The sequence below is a fragment of the Pseudomonas marincola genome, from assembly GCF_900116605.1.
Lineage (GTDB): Bacteria > Pseudomonadota > Gammaproteobacteria > Pseudomonadales > Pseudomonadaceae > Aquipseudomonas > Aquipseudomonas marincola.
The window spans coordinates 84,065-105,349 of sequence record NZ_FPBC01000007.1 but is presented as its reverse complement, the minus strand read 5'-3'; the positions used below and the strand labels follow the sequence as shown (position 1 = coordinate 105,349).

Here is a 21,285-nt window from a genome sequence, read left to right as displayed (position 1 = left end):
GGCCAGCTGACTAACGCCTCAGACGTTAGAGGATCGGCGAAACCAGACGCGCGACGCGCATGCCGAATTGCTGCAAGACGTTGACGCTTTTACGGTCAGCGGTTTGCAGCTCACGGGCCAGTTTGAAGTCATCGTTGAGCATCTGCTCAACCTCCAGGGCGAAGGTGTTATCCACCGTCAGCAGGTTGATTTCGAAATTCAGCCGGAACGAGCGGTTATCGAAGTTGGCGCTGCCGATGATGGCGGCGCCGGAGTCGATCAGCATGGCCTTCTGGTGAATAAAACCGGGCTGGTAGCAGAACACGCGAATGCCACCTTTCATGGCCTGAAAGGCGTACAGGCGAGTCGCGGCCGATACCACTTTGCTGTCGCCATGCGCGGGGATCATCACGCGCACATCGACACCGCGCAGCACCGCCAGGCGCAAGGCCGCGTCCAGCGCCTCATCCGGAATGAAGTAGGGCGTGGAGATCCAGATGCGCTCATTGGCGGCATGGATCGCTTCGACGAACAACAGCGAACCGGTTTCCTGCGGGTCTGCCGGCCCGCTGGGGATGACCTGACACAGCACTCCGCCCGCGTCGAAATGTTCAGGCAGTACCAGCTTGGGCAGTTCATGGGTGGCCCAGAACCAATCCTGTGCGAACGACACCTGCAAGCTCGCCACCACCGGCCCGTGAATCTGCACATGCGTATCGCGCCACGGCGAGAGCTTGGGGTCTTTGCCCATGTACTCGTCGCCCACGTTGTGGCCGCCAACGAAACCGGTGATGCCATCGACCACGACGATTTTGCGGTGATTGCGGAAGTTCAGCTGGAAGCGATCAAGGATGCCGCCGCCCGTTGGGAACTCACTGACGTTTACGCCGCCAGCGCGCAGGCTGTCGACATAGGCTGCGGGGAGGGCATGGCTGCCGATACCGTCGTACAGGAAGTAAACCTGCACGCCTGCTGCTGCGCGCTCAAGCATGGCTTGATGCATGCGTTTGCCGAGTTCGTCATCGTGAACGATATAAAACTGAATCAGCGCCACCTTCTGCGCCTTGCTCAGGGCGGTGAAGATGGCGGCAAAGGTATCTTGTCCGTTAACTAGCAACTTGACCTGATTATTCGCCAGGCACGGCAGACGGCTTAGCTTGGGCAGTGCGCGCAGACGACGGTACAGCGGCGACTCACGAGCGGCTTCTGCCTCAGCCAGCCACGGCTTGGAGTCCAGCGAGGTCATGGCCTGACGCATCTCTTCGTCACACTTGCGACGCGCTTTCACGTAAGCGTCGAAACGGCTGCGGCCAAATACGATGTAGGGCAACAGGGTCAGGTAGGGCATGAAGAATAATGACAAACCCCAGGCCAGCGCGCCTTGCGCGGTACGCACGGTGAGCACGGCATGAACGGCGGCAATCAGCCCGCACAGGTGAATGGAGATAAGCAGGTAGCTGAGAAAATGGGGCATGCCGAAATCCGCGAGCATTACTTAGTCCTTTATTGAGTCTTCAGAGCAGAGATAGTGCAGTGATTGGCTGGCGTTAGTCTAAAGTTTAATTGGCTGGACTTGTGCAGAGTAGTAGTCCCCCAGACTGCACGATTGGCGCATGACTGTTAGTATGGTTGGTTGAGTCGATTGCGAGTCGGCTGAAAGTTGTGCGGATTTAAGCTGCACATGATTGTCAGCAAGACCAAGAAAAGGAGCTATTCATGGGCCAAGACCCTTCGCAAGACCCTGCTGCAAAGCCAGTTGATGACCGGCCAGACAGTATTCCCGCGCCTAGCGGCGAGTCCAATCTGATCGACACGGATTATGTTATCGGGCAGGACAACTACACCGGTAAGTTCCTGTTTTCCATGGACATCCACAGTAAGGTTTTCAGCATTTCGGCGTTGGTCGTGGTGTTGTTTGTCGTACTGACGATGGCCTTGCAAACAGAAGTAGAGCCGCTGTTTACATCCCTGCGGGACTGGCTGACCCACCACATGGCGTGGTTCTTCCTCAGCGCCGGTAATATCTTCGTGCTGTTGTGTATCGCTCTGGTCGTCTCGCCGCTGGGCCGGGTGCGGTTGGGCGGTAAAGAGGCCGTGCCGGACTACACCTATATCGGCTGGTTCTCCATGCTGTTCGCCGCCGGTATGGGTATCGGCCTGATGTTCTACGGCGTTGCCGAGCCGATGGGGCATTTCTCATCTGCAATGGGCGGCATTACCGTGGGCGCAGATGGCGTGCGTACCGACTGGGCGCCATTGGGCGGTGCCGAGGGTGATCCCAAAGCCGCTGCCAGCCTGGCAATGGCTGCAACCATTTTTCACTGGGGCCTGCACCCGTGGGCGATCTACGCGGTTGTTGGTCTGGCGCTTGCGCTGTTTTCCTTCAACAAAGGCTTACCCCTGAGCATCCGCTCGATTTTCTACCCGCTGCTGGGTGAGCGTGTATGGGGCTGGCCGGGCCACATCGTCGATATCCTGGCGGTATTTGCCACTCTGTTTGGTCTGGCGACTTCTCTGGGTGTGGGTGCCGAGCAGGCGCTGGGCGGGTTGCATCACCTGTTTGGCTTCTCGGTGTCGAATGCCAACAAGGTATTTTTGATTGTCGGCATCACCGGCATCGCCTTGCTGTCAGTGCTTGCGGGTCTCGACAAGGGTGTGAAAATCCTTTCCGAGATCAACATGGGCCTGGCCTTCCTGCTGCTGGCGTTCATCATTGTCGTCGGGCCTACTCTGGCGATCTTCACCGGCTTCTTCAGCAACCTGGCGGCTTATGCCACCTACCTGCCCGAGTTGTCTAACCCGTTCAACCGTGCAGATGCCAACTTCACGCAAGGCTGGACTGCCTTCTACTGGGCCTGGTGGATTAGCTGGTCGCCATTTGTCGGCATGTTTATCGCGCGCGTAAGCCGTGGCCGTACCGTTCGCGAATTCCTCGTCTCGGTATTGCTGGTGCCTTCAATCGTGTCGGTATTGTGGATGACTGCTTTCGGTGGCACCGCCATCGGCCAGCTGGTCACTGACGGCTTTACTGGTGTGCAGGATGCTGCGCTGGAACTGAAACTCTTCGCCATGCTGGCTGAGTTGCCTCTGGCGCAGATTACCTCGTTCATCGGTATCGTGCTGGTGGTGGTGTTCTTTGTCACCTCGTCCGACTCCGGCTCTCTGGTAATCGATACCATCACCGCAGGCGGCAAGGTCAATGCGCCGGTGCCACAGCGGGTGTTCTGGGTATTGATCGAGGGTATCGTGGCCATCGCCCTGCTGTTGGGTGGCGGGCTCGGCGCCTTGCAGGCAATGTCTGTTTCGACCGGCTTGCCGTTTACCGTGGTGCTGTTGGTGGGTTGTATTGCCATCGTCAAAGGCTTGATGTCCGAGCCGCGGTAAATCGCTCGCTGCTACAACTAAAGGCGCGTCCGGTTTCGGACGCGCCTTTTTTATTGGGCGCTGTTCAAGTCTTTCGGCCTGTACTACAGCCAGAGATCGCCGAGTGGCGTGTCAGGCGAGAAATGCGTGGCGATCTGCGCTTGCAGCAGCTCGGCTGTTGCCATTGCATCGGTCAGCGCGTGATGCGCCTGATAATGCGGCAGGTTGTAACGCAGGCGGCTGTCGGCCAGGCGAATCGACAAAGGTTGGCGGCGCAGCAATTTGCTCCACAAGCTCTGCTTCAACTGGCTGCCATGTAGATGAGCCTCCAGTTGCATGGTGTCGATTACCGGAAAACTAAGGCCTTCATTGAGGTGTACATGCACCGCATGATTAAGAAACTCACGCTCGATGTTGCGGTAATGCACCACCACAATTTTGCCGGCCATAGCGTCGAGTAACTCCTCGAAGATATGGGTGAGGCGGGGGGCATTGTCGATGTCGGAGTGGGTAATGTGATGGAACGCCACCGACTCGCTGCTGAGTTCAGACATCGGCTTTACTACCCAGTATTTGCTCTGGCCGCAATGAATCCGATTCAGGTCGAAAGGCATCAGGCCCAAGCTGACAATCGAATGTGTGCCGACTTGCAAACCGGTGGTTTCGACATCCAGCGCAATCATCGGCACGTCGCGTATCGGCGTGTCTGCTGCGGGTACACCGGCGGCATAAAACCCGCGCAAATGTGAGTCCTTGGCCGTTTCCGCCAGCGCTGCAAGATGCGCCTGCCAGTTTGGCGCAACTGTTTGCGGCTCGCGCTCACGCGGCATGAACAGGCTCATCTCGACTTACCTGCCGGATGCGCCGGGTAGCGGAAACGCAGAAATTTTTGCGCGTTGCTCAGTACCTGAAAGGCCTCTTTGAGATTGTGCCGGTCGGTGGCTGAGATTTTCTCGGGCTCGATGTAGTTGTTCGGCACACGGCCTTCTTCCAACTCCAGCGCCTGATGGCGGATGCGCACAATCGACAGGAACTCGAATGCATAGCGCAGGTGATTGATCGCCTCTTGCGGCATCAGTTTAGTGGCGGCGATGGCATCAAGGCGTTCCAGCGAGTTTTGCGCGGTGGCGCCACAAGCCAGTGCGTGTACGCGGATCAAGTCAGTCAGCGGCGCCGTACCGCGGCCCTTGAGATTGATGATGTGTTTTTGCTGGCCGTCGGTTTCCATCACAAAGGTGCGGAAGAAGCCCAACGGCGGGGTACGGTTGAGTGCGTTACGCGCCAGCGCCGCGAGAAACAGTGGGCTGTTGCTGGCCTTGTCGGCGAGCAGTTCCTTGAGTGTTTCAACCAGATCGGCATTGCCGTAGACGCTGTCGAGGTCGAAGAAAATGCAGGCATTGAGCAAGGTCTGAGCGCTGGGCTTGTCGATCCAGTCATTGAAGTAGCGCTTCCACACCCGTAGCGGCTGGCGCCATTTGGTATTGGTCGCCATGATCCCGCCCTTGCAGTAGCTATACCCGCAGGCGGCGAGGCCATCACTGACAAAGGTAGCCAACTTGAGAAAATACTCGTCATGCAGCTTCGCGTCGAAGCTGTCGTCGAGCACCATCGCGTTGTCCTGATCGGTGACAATCAACTGTTCGTCGCGCGCCATCGAGCCCAATGCCATGAAGCTGTAAGGCACGGGCGGCGGCCCGAATTGTTCCTCGCCCAACTCCAGCAAGCGCTGGGTAAAGCCCCGGCCGATGCCAGCCATCGCGCTGCCGATCATGTGCGCGCTGGCTTCCTCGTTAGCCATGCGCAGAAACGTGGAGCGCAGATCCGGCACCAGTGCCTGCAACTCGGCGACCGACTTGCGGTTGTAGATGCTGTTAGCCAGATACAGGCTGCTCTGCGACTCGTAGCGGATGATATCCGCCAGATTGATCATGCCAATCGGCCGCCGCCGGCTGAGCACCGGAAGGTGGTGAATATTGTTGCGCAGCATCTGCAGCATGGCCTCAAACACCGTGTCATCCGATTGCACAGTGATCGGGTGAGCGGTCATGACATCACATACGGACGTCTCTGGCGGCAGGCCTTCGGCGATTACGCGAGTGCGGAAATCGCGGTCGGTAACAATGCCGATCATGCTCGCAACAGGCTTGTCCAAAGGCTCGACTCGCGCGGGATTGGGCCAGCTTGAGTCGGGATCAACAATCAGCACTGACGAGACGCCTTCTTGCGTCATCGCCTGCGCCGCTTCCTGCACCGTTGCACGCGGGCCGACGGTTACCGGCATACGACTAACCAACTTGCGCACCTTGATCTTCATCAGGTCGCTGGCCTTGCCATGTGAGTCGACAGCGGACTTCAGGCGCGACTGGCCTTCGGCTTCGACGAAGTCGGCAAAGCTGTCATGGTTATCACACAGTTGATGGAACAGCGCCGCGGGCAAAAAATAGATCAGGCTGTCTTCAATTGCCCGCGCCGGCAGGCGGACTTTGTTGTTACGCAGCAGGCCGAACTGACCAAAAATATCGCCCTCGGTCAGGCGGTTGTAGAGGTCGCCGTCGCGCCGATAAATCTCGACTGCGCCCGAGCGCACATAGTGCAGATCATGAATCGGGGCACCATAGCTGAGGATGTCAGTGCCAGCCTTGAAGTACTTGATCTCGACCTGAGGCGCTATCTCGTCCAGCGTATCTTCCGGCAGGCCATCAAACGGCGGAAAGCGACTTAGGTGGTCCCTGATTTCGATCAACTCGATTTGCATGCGATCCTCGCGTGTTGCAACTTTCGACAATTAGGGTCAACGATACAGGTTATAGCCTGTTCAGAGGGCCACTGTTTGTTTGTCGGGCCTCCTGCCGGGTTGTTCTATCAAAAGTTGCTGTTATTTCAATAGGTTCCACGTGGAACGCTCTCGAGAGTTCAGTTGCTGAGAAGCCGGGGCTCAGGCGCTGCGCAGATGACAGATCTGCCCGGTTGTCAGTGCAATGGAGTAGGCCAAGGCAAATCGCAGACAAAAAAAGACCGCGAAGATCGCGGTCCTAAGCACCATTAATGTTCTGCCAACACATGATCAGCAGGGGCGTGAGTCTCCCGCAGTTATTAAGCACTTTGCAGATGACACTAATGTGTACTTTTTGTGGCATTGGTGAAAACGTTGAGCTTTTTGAACGTGACCCTAGCGGCTCATCCACACCCCTTTGCTCTGTTGCTCGCAAAAGGGTTTGAGGAAGTTACTGTCGCTGGCGACGCCGTAATAGTGGATGTCTTGCTGGTACGGCGTACCGTTGATTTTGGCATTGCGGCAGACGCCGAAAGCGCCTGTCGGGCATTGCTCGACAAAGGCGACATCAACCTTTTGCCCTTTGAGTTCGGGCTTGCAGAAGCCGCTGCGGAACAGGTTGGGTGGGATGCTGCGGTTCTGCTGGCAAACTTTTACGTCCAGGCGTTGCGCCTGAGTGTGCACAACACAGGCCTCGCCCCAAGCCAGGCTCGACATTACACTCAACGCCAGTACTGCAAAGCAACGCATGCGGCCACCTCCGGATCAATTCCGGCGACTCTAGCACGACGCCATTTCTGCGTCAGCGCCGCCCTGCGATGCTGTGACCGCGCTGCTTATTTTTGCCTCACACGACCAGGTTCAGGCCATGCTCAAAAACATTCCGACTCACTTGATAGCAGGGCCTCTTGGCGCCGGTAAAACCAGCCTGATCGATCATCTGTTGGCGCAGCGTCCCGCGCACGAACGCTGGGCGATATTGATCAATGAGTTTGGCATGATCGGCCTGGACGCCGCGTTGTTGAGTCGCGATGAAGACGGTCTGGCGATTGCCGAAGTGGCGGGAGGTTGCCTGTGTTGCGTCAACGGTGTGCCGTTTCAGGTGGGGCTGAGCCGACTGCTGCGCAAGGTCAAACCGCATCGGCTGTTTATCGAGCCATCCGGGCTTGGGCATCCGAATAGTCTGCTCCAGCAACTGCAAGCGCCGCCTTGGCAGGACGTGCTGGCAGTGCAGCCGTTGGTCATGGTTTTGGATGCGGCTGCGTTGGCGCAGGGAGTTGCATTGCCCGAGAGCCAGCAGCAGGCTGTGGATAAAGCCGGATTGCTGGTGCTGAACAAGGCAGAGAATTTGACTTCACGCGATAAGCTCAGTGTGGCCGCGCAGTTTGTGGATAACTTGATTGTGTGGACCACGCAGGGCCAGTTAGCGCTGGCTAAACTGCCGGGCATTGAGTTCTCGGCAGTCTCTGGCGAACAGTCGATCGCCTTGCCAGCGACTGGCCCTGCCATGGGCCAGGTTTGGCAAAATCCGCAGCAACCCATCACCCAGGTGCAGCAGCAAGCCGAGGGTTGGAGTATCGGTTGGCGCTGGCATCCCAGCCAACATTTTGAACTGTCTCGCATCGAGGCGTTTTTGCTCGGGTTGCCGTGGCGCCGAGCTAAGCTGTTGCTGCAAACGGCGCAAGGCTGTTACTCGGCCAATGCGCTGGCGCAACAAGCGCTGCACTTTAAACCCAGCGAGTGGCGCAAGGACTCACGCCTTGAACTGATTTTCAGCAGCGCACAAGACGCGCAGGCATTAACGGCTCGTGTGAGCAGCTGCGTGTTGGATACCTCTGGCGCTTGAGTTGCGCTTTCGCCAGCAGCTAGGCGCTGGTTAAACTGCGCGCTGATTTTTACAGGCGCAGGCTATGCAACTCATTCAGTGGTCACACGAAAGCTCAGCAGGTTTCACGTTGCGCGGCTGGCATACGCCGCCCAGCGGCAAACCCGTGCTGCATTTCATTCATGGCAACGGCTACTGCGGACGTGTTTATGAGCCGATGCTGGAGTTGCTGGCAGCGGACTTTGATCTGTGGCTGTGTGATGTTCAGGGCCACGGCGACAGTGATCACGGTGGGCGCTTTCATGGCTGGAATCGCAGCGCCGAGCTGGCCCTTGAAGCCTTCGCCGTTGGCTGCACGATGTTTGCCAATGTGGAGCGCTATGCCGTCGGCCACAGCTTTGGCGGCGTGCTCACCAGCCTGATGCTGGCCCAGCAGCCGCAGTTGTTCAAACGCGCGGTGTTGCTCGATCCGGTGCTGTTTACCAAGGCCATGATCGGGGTCATGGCGCTGTCTGATGTTACTGGTTTGAGCAAGCGTCACGGCCAGGCCACCCGCGCACTGAAACGGCGCAGTACATGGCCGGATCGGGACGCGGCGTATGCCAGCCTGCATAATCGTGGGATGTTCCGGGGTTGGACTGAACCGGCATTTCTGGCTTATATCAACCATGCGCTGAAAGACACCGACAACGCAGTCGAGCTCAAGTGTCGACCCAGTCGCGAGGCCGATATTTTTGGCTCCTATCCCAAGCGCCTCTGGCCGTCGTTGGCCCGCGTGACTACGCCGACGCAGGTGATAGTCGGGCAGAACACGTATCCGTTTGTGGCCAAGTCAGTTGCTCGTTGGTGCGCGAGTAATGCGCATGTCAGTGCGCATACTGTGCCGGGCGGGCATTGCTTTATGCAGGAACAACCCGAGGACACAGCCGCCCGGGTTACAGCGGCCCTGCTCGGGAATAGCTGAGAAACTTTGCCTCGGTTAGTCGCGGGGCGGGCGATGCTCGCGGCGCCACTGATCGAGTTCGATCACCTGCGAAGTCCGCGGACGGGGCGTATTCGGTTGCTCCGCACTTGTATCCGGTGCAGTCGGTCGCGCATTGATCACTTGCGGGCCATCACCCATGGGTTGGCGAAATGGATGCGGCTCAAGTTCGATGCGGCCCATCTGCTGGCCAAACATGACCACACGTCCGACATGGCGCTGCTCACCGGTGACGGTGAATTCGAAACTGTAGATGCGTGCCAGCCGCTTGCGCCCACGGGCGTCGGCCAGCAGGGTGATTTTGCGCAGCGCGACGTTTTCATCCAGCAGGTCGATATCGGCTTTGGCGCAATGCGCCTTGACCAGCGCCAGGGTTCTTTCGCGTAAACCGTGGGCGTGCCAAAGCCAGGCGCCGGCTGTTGCCAGCAGCATCAGTACAAAAATGTTGCCGAGGGTCAGCATTACTTGGCTCCGGGTGCGCGCTGGCAGCTTCGCGCAATAGCGTTGCGGGTTAACTCATTCTGCCAGCCATGCACAGGGCTGTCTTGTGCCGGTGATTAGCCGAGGTCTTTCAGCTGGTTGTAGCGGCGTTCCAATTCCTGGCGGATCTCCCGGCGCCGTTGGCCTTTGTGGAAGCGCTGGTGCTCTTCGGGCGTTTGCGGTTGGCGCGGCGGTACCTTGATTGATTTGCCGTTGTCATCCACCGCGACCATGGTGAAGAAGCAGCTGTTGGTGTGGCGTACCGAGCGTTCGCGAATGTTTTCGGTGATGACCTTGATGCCGACTTCCATCGAGGTGTTGCCGGTGTAGTTGACCGAAGCCAGAAATGTCACCAGCTCGCCCACCTGAATCGGCTCGCGAAAGGTTACCTGATCAACCGACAAGGTCACCACGTAGCAGCCGGCATAGCGGCTGGCGCAGGCATAAGCGACTTCATCGAGGTATTTGAGCAGGGTGCCGCCGTGTACCTTGCCTGAGAAGTTGGCCATGTCCGGAGTCATCAGGACGGTCATCGAGAGTTGCGCGTTTCCGGCTTCCATTGGCAAAGGCTCTTTATGCGGGGTTGAGAACTCGGGGATGTTACTGATCAGAGTATCGCTGGCGTTTGAGGGTCACTAATCAGGGCATATTTAATCGCTATGGGGCAAAGCAGTGCAAATTAGCCCGCGCCACAAAGACGCAGGCCCTACTTAAGCAGGGCCTGTAAGGGATGCAAAAATCAAGCTTATTTGCCAGCAGAAAGGCCAAAGTCGATGGCCATGTCGGCGCCAGTAATTGCCTCTGCCTGTGGCTGGCAGAGGTACCAGACCAGCTCGGCGATTTCTTCGGGCCGCAGGAAGCGCGCTTCACGCCCTTGCGGATACTGGCTGAGCAGCTCGCGTTTGTAGGCTTTGGGGTTGCCATTGCCGTAGCGCTCGGCTTGATAGTCGAGCATTGGCGTGGCGATATCGCCTGGCGAGACAGTGTTGACCCGCACGCCGAACTCGGCCAGTTCGAGTGCCATGGTTTTGCTCAGCATCACCAGTGCTGCCTTGCTCGCACAATATGCCGCTGAGCCACGATAGGCCTGACGTCCGGCATCGCTGGAGATATTGATGATGCCGCCACGGCTTTCCTTGAGGAATGGAATCGCCGCCTGGCTCAGGTAGAAGGCTGCCTTGAGGTTGACGCCCATTACCTGATCAAAGTCGTCCTCCTGAAAATTCTCGACCGGCCCTTCGCGCCACACGCCGGCGGCGTTGATCACAGCGTCGATACGGCCAGCACTGGCCATTACCGCCGAAATCAACTCGTGGCAGTTCTTGGCGCTGCGCAGATCGGCCGTGGCGCTGTAATCCAGCGGCACCAGGGTGTTGAGTGAGTGCAGCCCACTTTTGTCGACGTCTGTCGCTGTCACGCGCCAATGGCTCGTTGAGAAGCGCTTGGCAATGGCCCGACCAAGTCCACCAGCAGCGCCAGTGATCAAGACAACAGGGGTGCTCATAGTGACATTCCTCCGGGTTGGGATGGTTCCGTGCTGTTGCTGTGCCGCAACATGATGCTTGCCGTAGGCCTGCGTGAGCAACCTTTGTGCACTCGGCTGGCCGGGTTGTCCTGAGCATATACGCTGCGGCCAACTCTGCTGGGAGATTTGATTGGCCTGAGTGATTTAAATTCCAGCAGAGCGATCTCGTTCTGGTGCCGGGAATCTATTGGTGATGGCAGATGCGCCCAGCTGTATCGAAGACGTATCCGTTCGTCCTGCCTGAATATCCGCCGATGCTTGCTTGCAAACGCAGCACCGGCGGGCATTTCGCCACGAGGAAACTCAGGCGTGAGTCAGGTACCAGCGCCAGTCCTGCTCGCTGACTTCGCCCATGAACTGGCCGAACTCTTCCCACTTGATGGCCAGATAGACCTTGAGGAAATCCTCGCCGAACGCCGACTTGGCCCAGCTCGAAGCCTCCAGCGAGCGCAGTGCGGTAAGCCAGTCTGTCGGCAGGGTTTCGTGGCTTTGCTGGTAACCGTTGCCGGTCACAGGCATTCCCGGATCAATTTGCTCGCGGATGCCTTTGTGGATACCGCTCAAGATCGCTGCGGCGGCGAGATACGGGTTGGCGTCAGCACCGCAGATCCGGTGTTCGATATGGCGACTGTTGGCCGGCCCACTCGGCACGCGGAACGATACGGTGCGGTTGTTGACGCCCCAGCTCTTCGCCAGTGGCGCGTAGCTGTTGGCCTGAAAGCGGCGGTACGAGTTGGCGTTCGGGCAGAACACCGCGAGCATGTCGTTGAGCGTTGCCATCATGCCGCCTACCGAATATTTGAGCAGGCCGGTGCCGTGCGGGTCTTCGCTGGCGTAGAGATTGTTGCCCTGCTCGTCGGCGAGGCTGACATGCATGTGCAGGCCGCTGCCGGACAAATCGCCAAATGGCTTGGCCATAAAGCACGCCTGCAATCCATGACGACTGGCCACGCCCTTGACCAGTCGCTTGTAGCGCATGCCTTCATCAATAGCCTGCAGCGCATCGAAGCGGTGCTCCAGGGTCAGTTCGAGCTGGCCCGGCGCGTATTCCGAAATGGCCGTGCGTACCGGCAAGCCTTGCGCCTCGCAGGCGGCGTAGAGGTCATCCAGGAACGGTTGCAACTGCTCCAGCTCATACACACCGTACACCTGCGGCGCTTGCGGACGTACGCCATTGCTCTGCAGGGCGGCTTGCGGGCGACCGTTAGCGTCGCGCTGCTTATCCAGCAGGTAGAACTCCAACTCAACCGCCATGACCGGGTGATAACCCTCGGCTTTGAGTCGGTCTATCGCGCGAATCAGTACGTGGCGCGGGTCCGCTGGCGCGGCGGGTAAGCCGCGCTCGGGGTGCATGCTCACTTGCAGCTGCGCAGTCGGTACGTTGCGCCATGGTTGCAGGCACAGGCTGCCCGGCAGTGGATAAGCCCAGCAGTCTGCATCGGCGACTTCCCAGACCAGCCCGCTGGATTCGACGTCTTCGCCGTTAATGGTCAGCGCCAGAATCGAGCTGGGCAGGGCGCGGCCGTTTTGATAAATCGCCAGCAGTTCATCGCGGTGCAACAACTTGCCGCGCGGAATGCCGTTGGCGTCGAACAGCATCAATTCGATGCTGCGAACCTGTGGATTGTTTTCGAGGAAGTCGCGGGCTTCATCAATCTGAGCGAATTGCATGGGTTTTCTCACCAAAGGCGCCGGGCTGGGCCGCGTTGCGCCTTATAAATTTGTTGGGGTTGGGCTTATTCGCGCGCACCGGGGATGGCCAGCAACTCGCTCAGCGCCTGATCCAGCGTGCTGATGAGGCGGTCAACGTCTTCCGCGCTGGTGTCCGGGCAGCACAGCGTCATGTTGTGGAACGGGGTGATCAGAATGCCCCGGTTGATCAAGTACAGGTGCAAGGCCATTTGCAGTTCATCGTGAAATGCCGCTTCGGCTTCGGCGCCGGTTTTCGGTGAGACCGCGCAGAACTGGAACTCGCTGCGTGCACCCAGCTCGGTCACCGACCATTGCAGTTGGTGCTTGTTGATCAACCCGCGAAAGCCATCGGCGAGGCGCTTGGCCAGTGGCAACATGTGCGAGTAGGCGGCTGGCGTCATCACCTGTTCGAGATTGGCGCGCATGCAATGCATTGCCAAAGCGTTGGCTGAAAGGGTGGTGCCCATGCCGCTGTGGCCATGGCCGTGACTGTTTTCGCTCCCGTCTTTCTGCACCTCTTGCATGGCTTCTGCCATTGCCGCGCTGCAGCCGAAAATTCCGCAGGGCATGCCGCCGGCAATCGGTTTGCCGACCACGAAGAAGTCCGGATCAAGTTGCCACAACTGGGTGCAGCCGCCGATGTCGGTGGAGATGGTGTGCGTCTCGTCGATGATCAGCAGGCTGTTGTATTTGCGTGTCAGCTCGCGGCATTTCTGCATGAAGCCGGGCTCGGGTAAAACCATGCCGATATTGGTCATGGCCGGTTCGCACAGCAGTGCGCAGACATCTCCCTGAGCCAAGGCGGCTTCCAATGCGTCGACATCGTTGAACGGGATCGAACGGCTGTACTGCGTGAGGTCATACGCCTGGCCGACCAGCCCCGAGCGGTGCACGGTGGCGCCGTTCTGGTTGCGCACCATGACGTCGTCGACGGTGCCGTGATAACAGCCATCAAACACCAGCAACACGTTGCGTTTGGTAACGGCCCGCGCCCAGCGCAGCACATAGCGGTTGGAGTCGGTGGCGGTCGCGGTGACTTGCCAGTACGGCAGGCCGAAACGCTCGGCAAGCAACTCGCCACACACCACCGCATCTTCGCCGGGCAGCATGGTGGTCAGGCCGCGCTCGGCTTGCTCGGCCATGGCGCGGGCGACCGGCGTTGGTGAGTGGCCGAACATGCTGCCAGTGTCGCCCAGGCAGAAGTCGGTGTACTCGTGGCCATCAACATCATAGAAGCGAGCCCCTTTGGCGCGCTCGACAAACAACGGAACTGGCGTCGACCAGTCGGCCATCCAGTGCATCGGCACACCACCGTACAGCGAGTGGCGGGCGCGCTCTGCCAATGCCGCAGATTTCGGGTTACGGGCCAGAAACCGCTCGCGCTCGCGCTGGCTGAAAGTTTCTACGGCGGATGGGCTGATGCCGCTGGCTGTCATGGTTGAACACCTCGTTCGAATTTTTGCACATCTTGTATTTGTGATCACATTTGTGTCAATAGCAGGTTTATTTGCTGCGACAAGCTGTTTGATTTGTTAGTGTCTGTTTTACTATGTGATCACAAAGGTGTGAGATGACTGATTCCGCATGGCAAGGGCAAGTTGCGCTTATCAGCGGTGCAGGCAGCCCGGACGGTATTGGAATCGCCATCGCCCGGCGCTTGGGCCGTGCAGGGGTCAAGCTGATCATCACCGCCAGCAGCGCCCGAATTGCCGAGCGCGTGGCTGAGTTGCGCCGTGAAGGATTCTGCGTAGAAGGCCGGCCCGCCGATCTCACGGATGAGGTTCAAGTCGAGCAACTGGTGACGTGGGCTGAGCGCGTTTGGGGGCGCATCGACATTCTGGTGAACAATGCCGGGATGGCCATGTTGGGCAGCCCCGAACCGTTCTCGGAGCTGGCAAGCACCGATCTGGTCAGCTGGAACTTATCGCTGGCGCGCAATCTGACGACCGCCTTCCTGCTGACTCGTGGCGTATTGCCCGGCATGCAGGCGCGCGGTTTCGGGCGCATCGTTAATGTCAGCTCAACCACCGGCACCCGCGGCAGTAATCCGGGCGAAGCGGCCTACAGCGCTGCCAAAGCCGGGATGCTCGGCATGAACATGGGATTGGCGCTGGAGGTGGCCAAGCAGGGCATCACCGTCAACAGTGTCGCTCCAGGTTGGATTGCTACCGGTTCCAGTACCGCAGAAGAGGCCGAGGCAGCCAAATACACGCCAATTGGCCGCGCCGGTAAACCTCAAGAGGTGGCCAGCGCCGTGGCATTTTTAGCCTCCCCGGAAGCCAGTTACATCACCGGCGAAGTGCTGGTGGTCGATGGCGGAAATTGCATTATCGAGAATAAGGCCCCGTAACCATGAATAACTGTTTACTCACGTTCAGTCAGTTGCCCGCACCGCCCGCTACGGAGGTGATTGATGAGTGACAACTTGCAAGAGACGCTATACCAGAACATTCGACAGGCGTTGTTGAGCGGCCAATATATGCCCGGCGAGCGCCTGAAGATTCGTGACCTGGCCGCGCAGTGGGGTTCCAGCCCGATGCCCGTGCGCACCGCGTTGCAACGTCTGGTTTCCGAAGGCGCACTGGAAGGCGAGCAGCAGCGCTCGGTGCGCGTACCGTTGATGACCGACGAACGCTTCAAGCATATTTTGCAGGTTCGGCTTAATCTCGAAGGCCAGGCCGCCGAGTTGGCTGCCGAGCGCTTAAGTGCTGAGCAAATCGCTCAATTGCGCCGCTGTGTCGAGCAAATGGAGGTGGCGCTGGAAGGCCGTGACCTCAGCAAGTACTTGCACGAGAACAGCCAGTTTCACCTGATTCTCTACCACGCATGTGGCAATCCGATTCTGCTGCGGATGATCGAGTCGCTGTGGCTGCAAGTCGGGCCGTTCTTCAATCGGCTGTTCACCGAGGCCGACCTGTCGCCGCGTTTGAATGACTTTCACTTGCAGGCGCTGCAAGCGCTTGAGGCGGGCGATAGCCGAGGCGTGCGCCACGCAGTTGAGCAGGATTTAACTTACTTTGGGCGTTTTTTGCTCAATCTGCTGGCGTTGGAACCCGTCTGATAAATGACCGGCGCTTAAAGCAAAAAGGCCCTTGAAGCAGATCGCTCAAGGGCCTTTGTGGCTTGCATGACCAAGTTTCTGATCAGCTTTCCAGCCAGACGTCACGCGCCCAGTGCCAGACCGATTCCCAGCTCTCTTCGTTGAGCTCTTCGGTGTCGGCTTCCCAGAGTACGACGGTGCCGTCTTCTTCTACGCAGTAGTAGTTGCCGCGGTCTTCGCAGAGCGGCACCAACTCACGCGGTACGCCCAACGACCAGGCAACTGATGCGACTTCCGGTAAGTAGGTGTGTGATTGCGGGTCGCAAGCCGTGACCGGCTCCAGACGACCGTAAACCACGTCGCTGACCTTGAGCAGAAATTCATGCAGGCCAAACGGCAGATGGATGAGGATTTGTTCCTGAATTTCGACCAGCGTTTCTTCTTCCGGCAATTCCAGCGGCACTGGCACGGGTTCGTTCAATTCGCGCAGTTGATCGATTATTTCTTCCACGGGCAGGCTCCTGAGAGGCGGATGGCTGGCAGTATGAATGCGCGCTGAATAAGCCGCGCATTAGCGTCTGATGGGCGCTTTATACAGCAGCCAAGCGCAGGCAAACAGCCCAGTGGCGAGGAAATTTAGCCAATGTGCACGAATGCCAGCTTGTTGCCTTCGAGGTCGCGCACGTAGCCGCCGTAGAAACCGGGCATACGCTCGCCAGGTTCGCCTTCCGAAGCGGCGCCCAGGCTCATGGCTTTGGCATAGAGGCTGTCGACGGCTGCGCGCGAGCCGGGCGCCAATGCCACCATGTTGCCGTTGCCGACAGTTGCCGGCTGGCCGTCGAACGGGGTGCAAACGGCAAACATCGGCTGGCCTTGTGCTTTGCCAAACAGAACGATGCGGCCCAGATCCATCAGTGCGCTGCAGCCCATTTCGCCGAGCAGTTCTGAATAGAAGGCTTTGGCCTTTGGCAGATCATTGGAACCTACGGTGGTGTATCCGATCATGCGAGTGCTCTCTTTGTGTTGGATTGATCAAGCCACTCTAGCCGAAAAGAAAAACCCCGGTGCTACAACCGGTTGCAGATCACTACCTTGAATAGGCAGCCCTGCAATCGGCGGTAACGACCGGGGTTTGGCTTTAGGCGTTCTGGCGAATGCCGGCAACAATCCAAGGCTGGTTGTCGCCAGTTTCACGCTCAAGGCGCCAGCTTTCGCTGAAGGCTTCGCCCTGATCAAAGCGCGAAGTTTTCGACAGGCCGCTGAAGGTCAGCGTTGCGATAGTCTTGTCGCTCTGGTCATCAACACCATCCAGTTGCACGTTGAGGTCGTCGATGTAAGTCGACTGGAAGGCATCACCCAGCTCTGCACGCTCGCGCTTGAGGAACTCAAGCAGTTGCGGCGTTACGAACTCGCTGATCTGGTCCATTTCGTTGGCGTCCCAGTGCTGCTGCAAGCTCAGGAAGTGCTCACGGCCAGCGGCAATGAAGTTCTGCTCGTTGAACCAGGCAGGCGCGTTGATTACCGGCTTGGCGGCAGCGGCGTTGTTACCGAAAATCGAAGCGGCTGGCGCTGCTTGCGGCATTTCACGCGACATCGGGGCGCCATTGGCAGTTTGTGGCTGAGCAGCCTGACGGCGCGCCGCGATAAAGCGGAAAGCCAGGAAAGCGATAAGGCCGATGATCAGGAAGTCGAAAATCTGCATGCCCTGAAAACCGTCACCCATGAACATCGACGCCAGCAAGCCGCCCGCCGCGAGGCCAGCCAATGGGCCCAACCAGCGAGAAGCACCGCTAGCGGCGGCCGCACCGCCAGCCTTTGCTGCACCGGCGGTTGGCTGCGATGCAGGGGCTGCCTGACGCGTTTGGTGGCTCGGCGCGGAGCCGAAAGATTTTCCGCCGCCAAAACGTTTGGCTTCGGCGTGAAGACTAAAAGTCATCGCCAGGCACAAGGCCATGGCAAGGCTGAGAAAACGCTGCATTAGGAAATTTCTCTTGGTTATGAGTGGTTAGCTGACAATGGAGCTTTGCGCGGGATACTGCGCCAGGCAGGGAAGGAAGACCAGACAGAGAATGTTTCGGCTTTTTACCGAACAGGCCAAGCCCCCGCAGTTTCTGGCTGCGAGGGTTTGGATGAGGAGGGTTACCGCCAGTCGTACAGCTCTTTTTCAGCCACTTCGTGCATCGGCGTCACTTGCTCTTGGAAGTTCTTCATCGAAGTCCAGATACGCCCGTTCAACTCGTTCTGGCTGGCCAGCTCATCGAGTACTTCGCCGGACTTGGCTTTCATGGCAGCCAGTACTTCATCCGGGAAACGTTTGAGTACCACGTTCTGCTTCTTCAGTTCAGCCAGGGCAACGGCGTTGTGATAAACGTAGTCATCCATCATGTCCTGATTGGCCGCCAGTGTGGCTTCTTCAAGAATCGCCTTGAGGTCGGCTGGCAGGCTGTCGAGCGCCTTCTGGTTGACCAGCAGTTCAAGCACCGCTTGCGGCTCCTGCCAGCCCGGGAAGTAGTAATACTTGGCAGACTTGTTCAGGCCAAATGCCAGGTCGTTGTAAGGGCTTACCCAGTCGGTGGCATCAATTGCACCGGTTTCAAGCGCGGTAAATACTTCGCCGCCCGGCAGGTTGACGGTGGTTGCGCCCAAACGGCTGAGCACTTCGCCACCCAAACCCGGCATGCGGATTTTCAGACCCTTGAGGTCGTCCAGCGAGTTGATTTCCTTGTTGTACCAGCCGCCCATCTGCATGCCGGTGTTGCCCACTACCAGCGGCTTTACGCCATACGGGGCATAGGCTTCGTCCCAGAGTTTCTGGCCTTCGCCCTTGCTCAGCCAGGCATTCATTTCGCTGGCTGACAAACCGAATGGCACCGCAGTGAAGAACTGCGCCGCCGGCACTTTGCCTTTCCAGTAGTACGCCGCGCCATGGCCGATTTCAGCGGTGCCGCGAGACACAGCATCAAACACTTCCAGGGCCGGAACCAGCTCGCCAGCGGCGTATACCTTGATGGTCAGACGGCCGTTACTCATGGTCGCAATGCGCTCAGCCAGTCGCTCCGCCGCAGTGCCCAGGCCCGGGTAGTTCTTTGGCCAGGCGGTAACCATCTTCCAGTGGAATGTGGTTGCGGGTGCTGCAGCGGCTTCGGTCGCGGCGGGTGCCTGCTTTGCAGGGCTGGTTTCTTCCTTGCAGCCAGTCATGCCGAAGGCGGCGAGTAGCGCGGCAGCGGCGCCGAGCAGAGTGCGGCGGTTCATCAATGTGTCTCCCCAGAGTGACAGTTGTAGTGCTTATAAGGCTTCTAGCTTGGCGTAGCTGAGCATCAGCCACTTGCTTCCTTCGCTTTCAAAATTAACCTGTACCCGCGCCTGCGCCCCGGCACCCTCAAAATTGAGAATGGTGCCTTCGCCGAACAATGAGTGTTGTACCCGCTGGCCCAGACTGAATGGGGTTTGCGGAACCTCGGAGCCAGCGAACATGCTGGTGCCGCCCATGTTGCGGTTGTTGCTGGTGAAAGGCCGGGAAACGCTGTTGGAAAGGCGTACTTCCTGAACCAGTGCCGGCGGTATTTCACGAATAAAGCGCGAGACTTTGTTATAGGTTTCACTGCCGTACAGACGACGGGTTTCGGCATAGCTGACAATCAGCTTCTGCATCGCCCGGGTGATGCCCACGTAGGCCAGACGGCGTTCTTCCTCAAGGCGACCCGGCTCATCGAGGCTCATCTTGTGCGGGAACAGGCCTTCTTCGACGCCCACCAGAAATACCAGCGGGAATTCGAGGCCTTTGGCGCTGTGCAGGGTCATCAGTTGCACGCTGTCTTCGTTTTCGGCTGCTTGTGTATCACCTGCTTCAAGCGAGGCGTGGCCGAGGAATGCTTGCAACGGCGTCAGGTCTTCTTCGGGTTCTTCGTGGTTCTCGAAAGCGCGCGCTGCGCTCACCAGTTCCTCAAGGTTTTCCACCCGTGCCTGAGCTTTTTCGCCTTTTTCAGCCTTGTGATAGGTGATCAGGCCGCTTTGCTCGATAACGGTCTGGGTCATCAGGTGCAACGGCATTTCAGCGACTTTGGCGGCCAGGTTTTCAATCAGCTCGATAAAGCCGGCGAGCGCCCCCGAGGCACGGCCCGGCAGAGCTTTGTGCTCAAGCATCAGGGTGATCGCGTGCCACATCGAGACGTCGTGGGTGCGCGCATATTCGCGGATCTGCTCGACAGTTTTCTCGCCAATCCCGCGGGCTGGAACGTTGATTACCCGCTCCAGTGCGGCGTCGTTGCCGCGGCCATCGAGCATGCGCATGTAGGCCATCGCATTCTTGATTTCGGCGCGCTCGAAGAAGCGCTGGCCGCCATAAATGCGATAGGGGATTTTCTCGCGCAGCAGGGCTTCTTCAAGCACCCGCGACTGGGCGTTGGAACGATACAGAATGGCGATTTCGCTGCGCTTGAGACCGTCCTTGTGCAACGCATCTTCGATCGACTCAACCACATAACGGGCTTCGTCGTGCTCGTTGAAGGCGGCGTACAGGCTAATCGGTTCGCCGTCGCCATCTTCGGTCCACAACTCTTTGCCGAGGCGTCCCTGATTATTGGCGATCAGGGCGTTGGCGGCCTTGAGAATGCCAGCTGTGGAGCGATAGTTTTGCTCCAGACGGATCATCTCGGCGTCGGCGAAGTCGCTGGAGAACTGCTGAATATTTTCGATCTTGGCGCCGCGCCAGCCGTAGATGGACTGATCGTCATCGCCGACCACCATCAAGCTGTCGCCGCCTTTGGCGAGAATCCGCAGCCAGGCGTATTGCACGGCGTTGGTGTCCTGGAATTCGTCGACCAGTACGTGCCTGAAACGGCGCTGGTAATGCTCAAGCAAACCGGGCTTGTTGCGCCACAGATCCAGCGCGCGTAACAGCAGTTCGGAGAAATCGATGACTCCGGCCCGCGCGCAGGTTTCTTCGTAGGTCTTGTAGATATTGAGCATGGTGGCGAGGTAGTGATCACCCGCCGGCTGAATATTGTCCGGGCGCAGGCCTTCGTCTTTCTGGGCGTTGATGAACCACTGCGCCTGACGTGCGGGCCAGCGTTGCTCATCAAGGCCAAGGTCGCGGATAACCCGTTTGACCATGCGCTGCTGGTCGTCGGAGTCGAGGATCTGGAAGTTTTCCGCCAGTCCTGCTTCCTGCCAGTGCGCGCGCAACAAGCGATGCGCCAAACCGTGGAACGTACCCACCCACATGCCGGCTGGGCTGTGACCGAGCATCTGTTCGATACGCGCGCGCATTTCCGCAGCCGCTTTGTTGGTAAATGTTACCGACAAAATGCTGTGCGGCGAGGCATGCTCGACCTGAATAAGCCAGGCGATACGGTGCACCAGCACGCGAGTTTTGCCGGAACCTGCGCCGGCCAGAACCAACTGACGGCCAAGGCTGGCCGCTACGGCCTGACGCTGGGCATCGTTGAGAGAGTTGAGGAGAAACGAGATGTCATCATGCATCGCGGCATTCTAGGGGGCTGCGCCATATTGGGCAAACCGCCGTGAGCTTTAATACGTGCCGCGAATAACCGGCCAGCGGACAAGCGGTACATAAAGGTGATGTGAGTAGCAGATAAGTTTCAAGAAGTGAGCAAGGTGGCATCAA

General features: G+C 58.6%; 19 protein-coding genes. 5 read left to right on the top strand and 14 right to left on the bottom strand.

The genetic code is table 11. From position 1 onward, the window contains the following. Positions 1–25 precede the first annotated feature (25 nt). On the bottom strand, positions 26–1,471 hold the full coding sequence (gene cls, locus BM395_RS12960; protein ID WP_090512449.1) for a cardiolipin synthase: 1,446 nt from the start codon (positions 1,469–1,471) through the stop codon (positions 26–28). A gap of 224 nt (positions 1,472–1,695) precedes the next feature. Here cls and BM395_RS12955 point away from each other — a divergent pair, with 224 nt between their 5' ends. Next, positions 1,696–3,363: a BCCT family transporter gene (locus BM395_RS12955; protein ID WP_069899999.1), complete on the top strand. Its 1,668-nt coding sequence runs from the start codon at positions 1,696–1,698 to the stop codon at positions 3,361–3,363. An 83-nt stretch (positions 3,364–3,446) separates the two neighbouring features. Here the strand turns inward: BM395_RS12955 and BM395_RS12950 are convergent, their stop codons facing one another. The 3 genes from BM395_RS12950 to BM395_RS12940 form a co-directional block, all read right to left on the bottom strand. Next, on the bottom strand, positions 3,447–4,184 hold the full coding sequence (locus BM395_RS12950) for a 3'-5' exonuclease (RefSeq protein WP_090512446.1): 738 nt from the start codon (positions 4,182–4,184) through the stop codon (positions 3,447–3,449). Further along, entirely contained in the window at positions 4,181–6,097 is a 1,917-nt protein-coding gene (locus tag BM395_RS12945) for a putative nucleotidyltransferase substrate binding domain-containing protein (RefSeq protein WP_069899998.1), read from the bottom strand. The genes BM395_RS12950 and BM395_RS12945 overlap by 4 nt, the downstream gene beginning before the upstream one ends. 414 nt (positions 6,098–6,511) lie before the next feature. Next, positions 6,512–6,865 carry an NADH:ubiquinone oxidoreductase gene (locus BM395_RS12940; RefSeq protein WP_069899997.1) on the bottom strand — a complete coding sequence of 118 codons (354 nt, stop codon included), beginning with the start codon at positions 6,863–6,865 and terminating at the stop codon, positions 6,512–6,514. A gap of 118 nt (positions 6,866–6,983) precedes the next feature. Here BM395_RS12940 and BM395_RS12935 point away from each other — a divergent pair, with 118 nt between their 5' ends. Together BM395_RS12935 and BM395_RS12930 are read left to right on the top strand one after the other, a co-directional pair. Further along, positions 6,984–7,961, top strand: a complete 978-nt coding sequence (locus BM395_RS12935; protein WP_090512710.1) for a CobW family GTP-binding protein — start codon at positions 6,984–6,986, stop codon at positions 7,959–7,961. Positions 7,962–8,025: 64 nt separating this feature from the next. Then, the gene (locus BM395_RS12930) at positions 8,026–8,904 is read left to right on the top strand and encodes an alpha/beta fold hydrolase (RefSeq protein ID WP_090512444.1); all 879 of its coding nucleotides are present in this window, start codon (positions 8,026–8,028) and stop codon (positions 8,902–8,904) included. Between the two features lie 15 nt (positions 8,905–8,919). Here the strand turns inward: BM395_RS12930 and BM395_RS12925 are convergent, their stop codons facing one another. From BM395_RS12925 to BM395_RS12905, 5 genes are all read right to left on the bottom strand, one after another. Then, the gene (locus BM395_RS12925; RefSeq protein WP_090512441.1) at positions 8,920–9,384 is read right to left on the bottom strand and encodes a DUF3301 domain-containing protein; all 465 of its coding nucleotides are present in this window, start codon (positions 9,382–9,384) and stop codon (positions 8,920–8,922) included. A gap of 95 nt (positions 9,385–9,479) precedes the next feature. After that, positions 9,480–9,962, bottom strand: a complete 483-nt coding sequence (locus BM395_RS12920; protein WP_090512439.1) for an acyl-CoA thioesterase — start codon at positions 9,960–9,962, stop codon at positions 9,480–9,482. 185 nt (positions 9,963–10,147) lie between these two features. Next, a complete protein-coding gene (locus BM395_RS12915; protein ID WP_069899993.1) occupies positions 10,148–10,906 on the bottom strand; it encodes an SDR family NAD(P)-dependent oxidoreductase in 759 nt (252 codons plus the stop codon). Between the two features lie 324 nt (positions 10,907–11,230). Then, positions 11,231–12,598, bottom strand: a complete 1,368-nt coding sequence (locus tag BM395_RS12910; RefSeq protein WP_090512436.1) for a glutamine synthetase family protein — start codon at positions 12,596–12,598, stop codon at positions 11,231–11,233. A 65-nt stretch (positions 12,599–12,663) separates the two neighbouring features. After that, complete coding sequence (locus tag BM395_RS12905) at positions 12,664–14,055, bottom strand: aspartate aminotransferase family protein (protein WP_090512434.1); 1,392 nt, start codon at positions 14,053–14,055, stop codon at positions 12,664–12,666. Positions 14,056–14,189: 134 nt separating this feature from the next. On the opposite strand from BM395_RS12905, the gene BM395_RS12900 reads away from it, so the two are divergent. After that, positions 14,190–14,969 carry an SDR family NAD(P)-dependent oxidoreductase gene (locus tag BM395_RS12900; protein WP_090512431.1) on the top strand — a complete coding sequence of 260 codons (780 nt, stop codon included), beginning with the start codon at positions 14,190–14,192 and terminating at the stop codon, positions 14,967–14,969. 63 nt (positions 14,970–15,032) lie between these two features. Beyond that, entirely contained in the window at positions 15,033–15,680 is a 648-nt protein-coding gene (locus BM395_RS12895; RefSeq protein WP_090512428.1) for a GntR family transcriptional regulator, read from the top strand. An 82-nt stretch (positions 15,681–15,762) separates the two neighbouring features. Here the strand turns inward: BM395_RS12895 and BM395_RS12890 are convergent, their stop codons facing one another. From BM395_RS12890 to uvrD, 5 genes are all read right to left on the bottom strand, one after another. Continuing rightward, the gene (locus BM395_RS12890) at positions 15,763–16,170 is read right to left on the bottom strand and encodes an SMI1/KNR4 family protein (protein WP_069899988.1); all 408 of its coding nucleotides are present in this window, start codon (positions 16,168–16,170) and stop codon (positions 15,763–15,765) included. Positions 16,171–16,295: 125 nt separating this feature from the next. Beyond that, on the bottom strand, positions 16,296–16,664 hold the full coding sequence (locus BM395_RS12885) for a VOC family protein (RefSeq protein WP_090512425.1): 369 nt from the start codon (positions 16,662–16,664) through the stop codon (positions 16,296–16,298). A gap of 133 nt (positions 16,665–16,797) precedes the next feature. Beyond that, entirely contained in the window at positions 16,798–17,637 is an 840-nt protein-coding gene (locus BM395_RS12880) for a Tim44 domain-containing protein (protein ID WP_090512422.1), read from the bottom strand. 161 nt (positions 17,638–17,798) lie between these two features. Then, positions 17,799–18,911 (bottom strand): TRAP transporter substrate-binding protein, encoded by a 1,113-nt coding sequence (locus BM395_RS12875; protein WP_090512419.1) that lies wholly within the window; start codon positions 18,909–18,911, stop codon positions 17,799–17,801. A 33-nt stretch (positions 18,912–18,944) separates the two neighbouring features. Then, positions 18,945–21,140: a DNA helicase II gene (uvrD, locus tag BM395_RS12870; RefSeq protein ID WP_090512415.1), complete on the bottom strand. Its 2,196-nt coding sequence runs from the start codon at positions 21,138–21,140 to the stop codon at positions 18,945–18,947. Between the last annotated feature and the right edge of the window lie 145 nt (positions 21,141–21,285).